Source organism: Aminobacter sp. Piv2-1, from assembly GCF_037625995.1.
Taxonomy (GTDB): domain Bacteria; phylum Pseudomonadota; class Alphaproteobacteria; order Rhizobiales; family Rhizobiaceae; genus Aminobacter.
Map to the genome: position 1 here is coordinate 89,165 of NZ_JARKMU010000016.1, position 7,674 is coordinate 96,838.

At 66.2% G+C, this 7,674-nt stretch carries 7 protein-coding genes; 5 read left to right on the forward strand and 2 right to left on the reverse strand.

All coding sequences use genetic code 11. The features are described 5' to 3' along the window. Positions 1-25 precede the first annotated feature (25 nt). The 4 genes from AmiPiv_RS23595 (at position 26) to AmiPiv_RS23610 (ending at position 3,719) form a co-directional block, all read left to right on the forward strand. Positions 26-1,009, forward strand: coding sequence for an RluA family pseudouridine synthase (locus AmiPiv_RS23595; protein WP_340041488.1), 984 nt, complete (start codon positions 26-28; stop codon positions 1,007-1,009). Positions 1,010-1,022: 13 nt separating this feature from the next. Continuing rightward, a complete protein-coding gene (locus AmiPiv_RS23600; RefSeq protein ID WP_340041479.1) occupies positions 1,023-1,673 on the forward strand; it encodes an HAD family hydrolase in 651 nt (216 codons plus the stop codon). Between the two features lie 12 nt (positions 1,674-1,685). Beyond that, positions 1,686-2,480 (forward strand): ATP12 family chaperone protein, encoded by a 795-nt coding sequence (locus tag AmiPiv_RS23605; RefSeq protein WP_340041481.1) that lies wholly within the window; start codon positions 1,686-1,688, stop codon positions 2,478-2,480. A gap of 198 nt (positions 2,481-2,678) precedes the next feature. Further along, positions 2,679-3,719: a glutamine synthetase beta-grasp domain-containing protein gene (locus AmiPiv_RS23610; protein ID WP_340041482.1), complete on the forward strand. Its 1,041-nt coding sequence runs from the start codon at positions 2,679-2,681 to the stop codon at positions 3,717-3,719. A 184-nt stretch (positions 3,720-3,903) separates the two neighbouring features. On the opposite strand, the gene glnA is transcribed toward AmiPiv_RS23610, so the two are convergent. Together glnA and AmiPiv_RS23620 are read right to left on the reverse strand one after the other, a co-directional pair. After that, positions 3,904-5,313, reverse strand: coding sequence for a type I glutamate--ammonia ligase (gene glnA, locus AmiPiv_RS23615; protein ID WP_340041483.1), 1,410 nt, complete (start codon positions 5,311-5,313; stop codon positions 3,904-3,906). Between the two features lie 50 nt (positions 5,314-5,363). Beyond that, positions 5,364-5,702, reverse strand: coding sequence for a P-II family nitrogen regulator (locus tag AmiPiv_RS23620; protein ID WP_340041484.1), 339 nt, complete (start codon positions 5,700-5,702; stop codon positions 5,364-5,366). Positions 5,703-6,015: 313 nt separating this feature from the next. Here AmiPiv_RS23620 and AmiPiv_RS23625 point away from each other — a divergent pair, with 313 nt between their 5' ends. Next, a complete protein-coding gene (locus AmiPiv_RS23625; RefSeq protein ID WP_340041491.1) occupies positions 6,016-7,515 on the forward strand; it encodes an NAD(P)H-hydrate dehydratase in 1,500 nt (499 codons plus the stop codon). Positions 7,516-7,674: the final 159 nt, after the last annotated feature.

Genomic DNA, 7,674 nt, shown 5'->3' on the forward strand with positions numbered 1-7,674 from the left:
CCGCTTCGAAACGTACAGGTGAATGATGGCAGGCGTCGAACAGATCACGGTGGAAGCCGGCGAAGCGGGCATGCGGCTCGACCGCTGGTTCAAGACCCATTTTCCCGGGCTCGGCTTCGGCCATCTGCAGAAACTGCTGCGCTCCGGCCAGATCCGCGTCAATGGCGGCCGCGCCAAGGCCGACACGCGCGTCGAGCCGGGACATGTGATCCGCATTCCGCCGCTCGACGTCGACAAGAAGGGCGAGGGGCCGCTGACCGCGCGCACCATGCGCAACCAGGACGACGGCGACGTGCTCGCCCAGATGCTGCTCTACGAGGACCCCAAGGTCTTCGTCTTCAACAAGCCGGCCGGCCTTGCCGTGCAGGGCGGCTCGGGCGTCTCCCGCCATCTCGACGACATGCTGGAGGCCTGGCGCAACAAGAAGGGCGAGAAGCCGCGCCTGGTGCACCGCCTCGACCGCGACACTTCCGGCGTGCTCGTCGTCGCGCGTACGCGCCTTGCGGCGATGAAGCTCGCCGAAGCCTTCCGCGCCCGCGAAACCAGGAAGACCTACTGGGCGCTGGTCAAGGGCGTGCCGCCCAAGCGCGAGGACAAGATCTCGACCTGGCTGATCAAGGAGCAGACGCCCGACGGCGACCGCATGCGCATCGCCAAGCACGGCGAAAAGGGCGCCGATCACGCCGTTTCCTACTATCGCATCCTCGAACAGGCGGCCCAGGCGCTGACCTGGCTCGAAATGGAGCCCTATACCGGGCGCACCCACCAGTTGCGCGTCCACGCCGCCCATATCGGCTGCCCGATCATCGGCGATCCGAAATATTTCGAGCACGACACCAACTGGGAATTCCCCGGCGGCATCCAGAACCGCCTGCACCTGCATGCCCGCCGCATCGTCATCCCGCATCCCGACCAGGGCGTGATCGACGTCACCGCACCGATGCCGCCTCATATGCGCCAGAGCTGGAACCTGATCGGCTTCGACGAGGAAAGCGGCTCGCCCGAGTGAGCCCTGGACGACCATGAAACTCGTACTTTTCGATTGCGACGGCACGCTGGTCGACAGCGCCGACATCATCCACGCCTCGATGGTGGCGACGTTTCGCGAGGCCGGCCTGCCGCTGCCGACGCCCGCCGCCACCAAGGGCATCATCGGCCTGACGCTCGACATCGCGATAGCCGCCCTGCTGCAGCGTCCGCTCGACGACGAGTGCCGGCATCTCGCCGCCCGCTACAAGGAACATTTCAACGCCTCGCACCGCCGGCCCGAATTCGAGGAGCCGCTGTTCGACGGTATTGCACAATTATTGGGCGCCTTGGCGGCGCGCGACGACGTGCTGATCGGCATGGTCACCGGCAAGTCGCGGCGCGGCGTGCGTCGGATCCTCGAAGCGCACGGCTTCGAACGCTATTTCGTCACCGTGCGCACGGCGGACGACTGCCCGTCGAAGCCGCATCCGGCCATGGTGCTGGAATGCTGCGCGGAAATGGGCGTCGACCCGGCCTCGACTTTGGTGGTCGGCGACGCCATCTATGACATGCAGATGGCCAGGAGCGCGGGTGCGCGCGCGGTCGGCGTGTCGTGGGGCTACCACCACCGTGAAGGCCTGTTCGCCACCGGCGCGGATGCCGTGATCGACACGCCCGCCGAACTGCTGGCCCTCATCGACTGACAGGAACGAACCATGCGCGACATTCTGAGCGATCTCGAAGCCGGCCCGCAGCTGTCTGATCCCGATCCGATCCGCCGGGCGCAGATCCAGATGCGCACGCCGCTGCCCAAGCGCTTCTACAAGGAGGCATCGGTCGCGGAAGCGGACGGCGCCCATGCCGTGCAGCTCGACGGCAAGTCGGTGCGCACGCCCGGCAAGGCCCTGCTCGCGCTGCCCACCGCGGCGGCGGCGCAGCTCGTCGCCGACGAATTCGCCGCCCAGGCCGAAGTCATCGACCCCTTCACCATGCCCGTCCTGCGGCTCGTCAACACGGCCATCGACGGCGTCGCCGCCGACCCGCAGGCGGTGCTTGAGGACATCCTGCGCTTTGCCTCCTCGGACCTGCTCTGCTACCGCGCCGACAGCCCGGAAAAGCTCGTCCAGCGCCAGTCCGATGCCTGGGATCCGGTGATCGACTGGGCGAGGGCGTCGCTGGGCGCCCGCTTCGTGCTCGCCGAAGGCGTGATGCATGTCGACCAGCCGCGCGAGGCGATCGCAGCGCTCGGCGTCCATCTTGCGCAGCGCTCGGAGCCGATGCGGCTCGCAGCACTCCATGTCATGACGGCGCTCACCGGTTCGGCGCTGCTGGCGCTGGCCGTGGAGATGGGCGAACTCGACGTTGAGGAGGCCTGGACGGCCGCGCATGTCGACGAGGACTGGCAGATCGAGCATTGGGGCCAGGATTCCGAGGCCGTCGCCCGCCGCGCCAACCGCAAGCGCGACATGCAGGCGGCCGTTGCCCTGCTGACCGCGCTGAAGCCGGTCTGACCCTCCGGGACGGCGCAGCACGCCGCTTGTGCAGGACGATCCCGGGCTGAGCTCTTGCCTGCCTAATATTTATGCAGTTCTCCAGTGGGCCGTCTCGCGAAGCCTTGCACTAGCTGCATTTCGCAGTTGGCACGAGGCTTGCTTCTCATGTGTCGGCAAAACAGCCGCCCCGGCGGCAGCACGACATGAGAGGACAGCATGACGAAGTACAAGCTCGAGTACATTTGGCTGGACGGATACACGCCGACCCCCAATCTTCGCGGCAAGACGCAGATCAAGGAGTTCGCGGAATTCCCCAGGCTCGAGCAGCTTCCGCTGTGGGGCTTCGACGGCAGCTCGACCCGGCAGGCCGAAGGCCGCAGCTCCGACTGCGTGCTGAAGCCGGTTGCGGTCTATCCCGATCCGGCCCGCACCAACGGCGTGCTGGTGATGTGCGAAGTGATGATGCCCGACGGCGTCACCCCGCATCCGTCCAACACCCGCGCCGGCATCCTCGACGACGAGGGCGCCTGGTTCGGTTTCGAGCAGGAATACTTCTTCTACAAGGACGGACGTCCGCTCGGCTTCCCGGAAAGCGGTTTCCCGGCTCCGCAGGGCGAATACTACACCGGCGTCGGCTACAAAAATGTCGGCAACATCGCCCGCCAGATCGTCGAGGAGCACCTCGACCTCTGCCTGGCCGCCGGCATCAACCACGAAGGCATCAATGCCGAGGTGGCCAAGGGCCAGTGGGAATTCCAGGTCTTCGGCAAGGGCTCGAAGAAGGCGGCCGACGAGATCTGGCTGGCGCGCTACCTGCTGCAGCGCCTGACCGAGAAGTACTGCATCGACATCGAGTACCACTGCAAGCCGCTCGGCGACACCGACTGGAACGGCTCGGGCATGCACGCCAACTTCTCGACCGAGTATATGCGCGAAGTCGGCGGCAAGGCCTATTTCGAGGCGCTGATGGCCGCCTTCGGCGAAGCCCGCGCCGACCACATCGCCGTCTACGGCCCGGACAACCACCTGCGCCTGACCGGCAAGCACGAGACCGCCTCGATCCACGTCTTCACCTGGGGCGTGGCCGACCGCGGCGCCTCGATCCGCGTGCCGCACAGCTTCGTGCGCAACGACTATCGCGGCTATCTCGAGGATCGCCGTCCGAACTCGCAGGGCGACCCCTACCAGATCGCCTCGCAGATCCTGAAGACGATCGCTTCGGTGCCGACCAGCGTCGAGACCAAGGAAGCTGCATAGCCTTTAGGCAGCGTCGAACAACAAAGCCCCGGGTTTCGGCCCGGGGCTTTTTTCGTTTCCAAAGGGTGGAGCGAGGCCTGATGCGCCTCGACCTCGCGGCCGCACAGATGCGCAGGTTGTGCGCAGCGCATAGAAAAAGCCCCGGATCGCTCCGGGGCTTTTTCGTTTTGTTTCTCGGATCATCTTAGATGGAGTAGTACATGTCGTACTCGACCGGGTGCGGGGTCATCTCGAAGCGCATCACTTCGGCCATCTTGAGCTCGATGAAGCTGTCGATCTGGTCGTCGTCGAAGACGCCGCCGGCCTTGAGGAAGCCGCGGTCCTTGTCGAGGCTCTGGAGTGCTTCGCGCAGGCTGCCGCAGACGGTCGGGATCTTCTTGAGCTCCTTGGCCGGCAGGTCGTAGAGATCCTTGTCCATCGGCTGGCCGGGGTGGATCTTGTTCTTGATGCCGTCGAGGCCGGCCATCAAAAGGGCGGCGAAGCCGAGATAGGGGTTCGCGCCCGGATCGGGGAAGCGGACCTCGACGCGCTTCGACTTGGGCGACGAGCCGAACGGGATGCGGCACGAGGCCGAGCGGTTGCGGGCCGAATAGGCGAGCAGCACCGGCGCCTCGTAGCCCGGCACCAGGCGCTTGTAGGAGTTGGTCAGCGGGTTGGTGAAGGCGTTGACCGCCTTGGCATGCTTGATGACGCCGCCGATGAAGTAGAGGCAGTTTTCCGACAGGCCGGCATATTCATTGCCGGCAAAGGTCGGCTTGCCGTTCTTCCAGATCGACATGTGGACGTGCATGCCCGAGCCGTTGTCGCCGAAGATCGGCTTCGGCATGAAGGTGGCCGTCTTGCCGTAGGCGTTGGCGACCTGGTGCACGACATACTTGTAGATCAGCATTTTGTCGGCGTTGCGGACCAGCGTGTCGAACTTGATGCCGAGTTCGTGCTGGGCGGCGGCCACCTCGTGGTGGTGCTTTTCGACGCGCACGCCCATCTCGGTCAGCACCGTCAGCATCTCGGAACGCATGTCCTGGCAGCTGTCGACCGGCGGCACCGGGAAATAGCCGCCCTTTACGCGCGGACGGTGGCCGAGGTTGCCGGTCTCGTAGTCGGTGTCGTCGTTCGACGGCAGTTCGGTCGAGTCGAGCTTGAAGCCGGTGTTGTAGGCGTCGGCCTTGTACTTGACGTCGTCGAAGACGAAGAACTCGGCTTCCGGGCCGACGAAGATGGTGTCGCCGATGCCTTCCGCCTTCATGTAGGCCTCGGCCTTCTTGGCGGTGCCGCGCGGATCGCGGTTGTAGGCCTCGCCCGAGACCGGGTCGAGGATGTCGCACAGGATCACCATGGTCGACTGGGCGAAGAACGGGTCCATGTGGACCGTGTCCGTGTCGGGCATCAGCACCATGTCGGACTCGTTGATGGCCTTCCAGCCGGCAATCGACGAGCCGTCGAACATGACGCCGTCGGAGAACATTTCCTCCTCGACTTCGGCGATGTCCATGGTGACGTGCTGGAGCTTGCCCTTCGGGTCGGTGAAGCGCAGGTCAACGAACTTCACGTCGTTGTCCTTGATCTGCTTCATGATGTCACTGGCTGTCGTCATATGCTGTTTCCCTGTCTGATGACGTTGGATTGGATGGATTGAAGAAGAGGTCAGATGGCGTCGATGCCGGTTTCGCCGGTGCGGATGCGCACCACTTCCTCGATGTTGGAGACGAAGATCTTGCCGTCGCCGATGCGGCCGGTCTGGGCAGCCTTGCGGATGGCCTCGATGGCCGCCTCGACGGCTTCGTCGCCGAGCACGACCTCGATCTTCACCTTGGGCAGGAAGTCGACGACATATTCGGCACCGCGGTAGAGCTCGGTGTGGCCCTTCTGTCGGCCGAAGCCCTTGGCTTCGGTGACGGTGATGCCCTGGAGGCCTGCTTCCTGGAGGGCTTCCTTCACCTCGTCGAGCTTGAACGGCTTGATGATCGCTTCGATCTTTTTCATGCGAATACTGGCCTCCACTTGCCGAATCCATTTGGGGTGATGCACCCGCTCGCGCTCATCGAAGCACGAAGCATGCCAGTTGCACCGCCTGCGACACAATTGAGCGGTTTGCCCACTCGTCGGCCGCAGAAGCCGGATATTGCGGTGGATTCCGCTCCGCTGACCAGAGGGCGCACAAACTTTCATCGCGAAATGCGCTCGAGGTCTGCCTAAAAATGCATCAGATTGCCGATGATTTGGGCTGCGGCCGATGTATTTCGAACCGAGCCTGCACTGTGATAACCATCATGGCGACGAGCGCACGGACATCGCCATGGCCTTCGAACTGCTGACCCCGAACGAGATGGCGGAAGCCGACAGGGCGACCATCGCCGCAGGGCCGATCGACGGCATCGGCCTGATGCGCCGGGCAGGGGGCGCCATCGCCGACCTGGTCTTGGCGCGCTATCCGGGCGCGCACCCCGTGCATGTGCTGTGCGGGCCGGGCAACAATGGCGGCGACGGCTATGTGGTGGCCCGCCTGCTGCGCGAAAGCGGGGTGCCGGTCAGGCTTTTTGCCGATGGCGCGCCGAAGGCGGGCAGCGACGCGGCACTGGCGGCGGCCGAGTGCCCGGTCGCGCCGGAGGCGCTTTCGCGGTTCTTGCCCGAGCCAGGCTGCCTGGTCGTCGACGCGCTCTATGGCGCGGGGCTGTCGAAGCCGCTGGCTGGCGAGGCCCTTGCGGCGGTCGAGCGGACGAACGCCTCAGGTGCCACCGTCGTCGCCGTCGACCTGCCGTCCGGCGTCTCGGGCGAGACCGGCGCGGTGCTCGGCGGCACGTTCGATGTTGCCGTGACCGTCACTTTCGCGCGCAAGAAGCCCGGCCACCTGCTGCAGCCCGGAAGGGCGCATTGCGGCGAGGTCGTCGTTGCCGACATCGGCATTTCCAATGCCGCGATCGCCGCCACCGGCACGCGCTGCCTGGAAAACGATCCCGCCTGGTGGCGCAGCCGGTTTCCATCGCCGGCCAACGACGCCCACAAATACAGCCGCGGCCATGTCGGCGTCTTCTCCGGCGGAGTCGCGGCCACCGGCGCGGCACGGCTGTCGGCGATGGCCGCGGCGCGGGCCGGGGCAGGGGCGGTGACTGTGCTGTCGCCGGGGGCAGCGCTGGCCACGAACGCCGCGCATCTCACCTCCATCATCCTCAGGCGCTGCGACGGGCTCGAGGACGCGCTTGCCTTTCTCGAGGCGCGCCGGCCGGCGGCGCTGGTCTACGGCCCGGGACTGGGGCCGGAACCGGAGGTCGGCCGCTTCGCGCTCGAGTTGATGATGCAAGGACATGGGCGCTTCGGCACGCTCGTGCTCGACGCAGACGGCATAACCTCGCTGTCGCACAAGCGCGCGGGCTTCCTGGAGGCGCGCCGCCGGCAGGGCCGCCCGGCGCTGGTGCTGACGCCGCATCATGGCGAGTTCGGCCGCCTGTTCCCCGACCTCGCCGCCGATGCCGCGCTGTCCAAGCTCGAACGGGCGCGGGCGGCAGCCGCCAGGGTGGACGCAACGATCGTCTACAAGGGGCCCGACACGGTGATCGCGGCGCCCGACGGGCGGGCTGCCATCAACGCCAACGGCACGCCGCTGCTCGCCACCGCCGGCTCCGGCGACGTGCTGTCGGGGATCGCCGCGGCTCTCGTGGCCCAGGGTATGCCGCATTTCGAGGCAGCCTGCGCTGGGGTCTGGATGCATGCCGACGCCGCCCGCCGCTTCGGCCCCGGCCTGATCGCCGAGGATCTTCCGCTCGCGCTGCGCGAGGTCGTCGCGGCGTTGACCGGGTGAGGGGCGGGCCGGGCTCTCCTTTCTTCTCCCTCGTGGGAGAAGGTGCCTGAGCGAAGCGAAGGCGGATGGGGGTGCTGGACGGCGTGCAGCGCCCGCGCCGGAGCTGCCAATCTCCCCTCATTTTCACCGCCTGTTTCTTCCCACCCCCCTCTGTCCTGC

Bases quoted from the DNA above. Each gene is read 5' to 3' on its own strand.
- AmiPiv_RS23595 (WP_340041488.1), top strand. From the start codon at position 26: ATGGCAGGCGTCGAACAGATCACGGTGGAAGCCGGCGAAGCGGGCATG.
- AmiPiv_RS23600 (WP_340041479.1), top strand. From the start codon at position 1,023: ATGAAACTCGTACTTTTCGATTGCGACGGCACGCTGGTCGACAGCGCC.
- AmiPiv_RS23605 (WP_340041481.1), top strand. From the start codon at position 1,686: ATGCGCGACATTCTGAGCGATCTCGAAGCCGGCCCGCAGCTGTCTGAT.
- AmiPiv_RS23610 (WP_340041482.1), top strand. From the start codon at position 2,679: ATGACGAAGTACAAGCTCGAGTACATTTGGCTGGACGGATACACGCCG.
- glnA (WP_340041483.1), bottom strand. From the start codon at position 5,313: ATGACGACAGCCAGTGACATCATGAAGCAGATCAAGGACAACGACGTG.
- AmiPiv_RS23620 (WP_340041484.1), bottom strand. From the start codon at position 5,702: ATGAAAAAGATCGAAGCGATCATCAAGCCGTTCAAGCTCGACGAGGTG.
- AmiPiv_RS23625 (WP_340041491.1), top strand. From the start codon at position 6,016: ATGGCCTTCGAACTGCTGACCCCGAACGAGATGGCGGAAGCCGACAGG.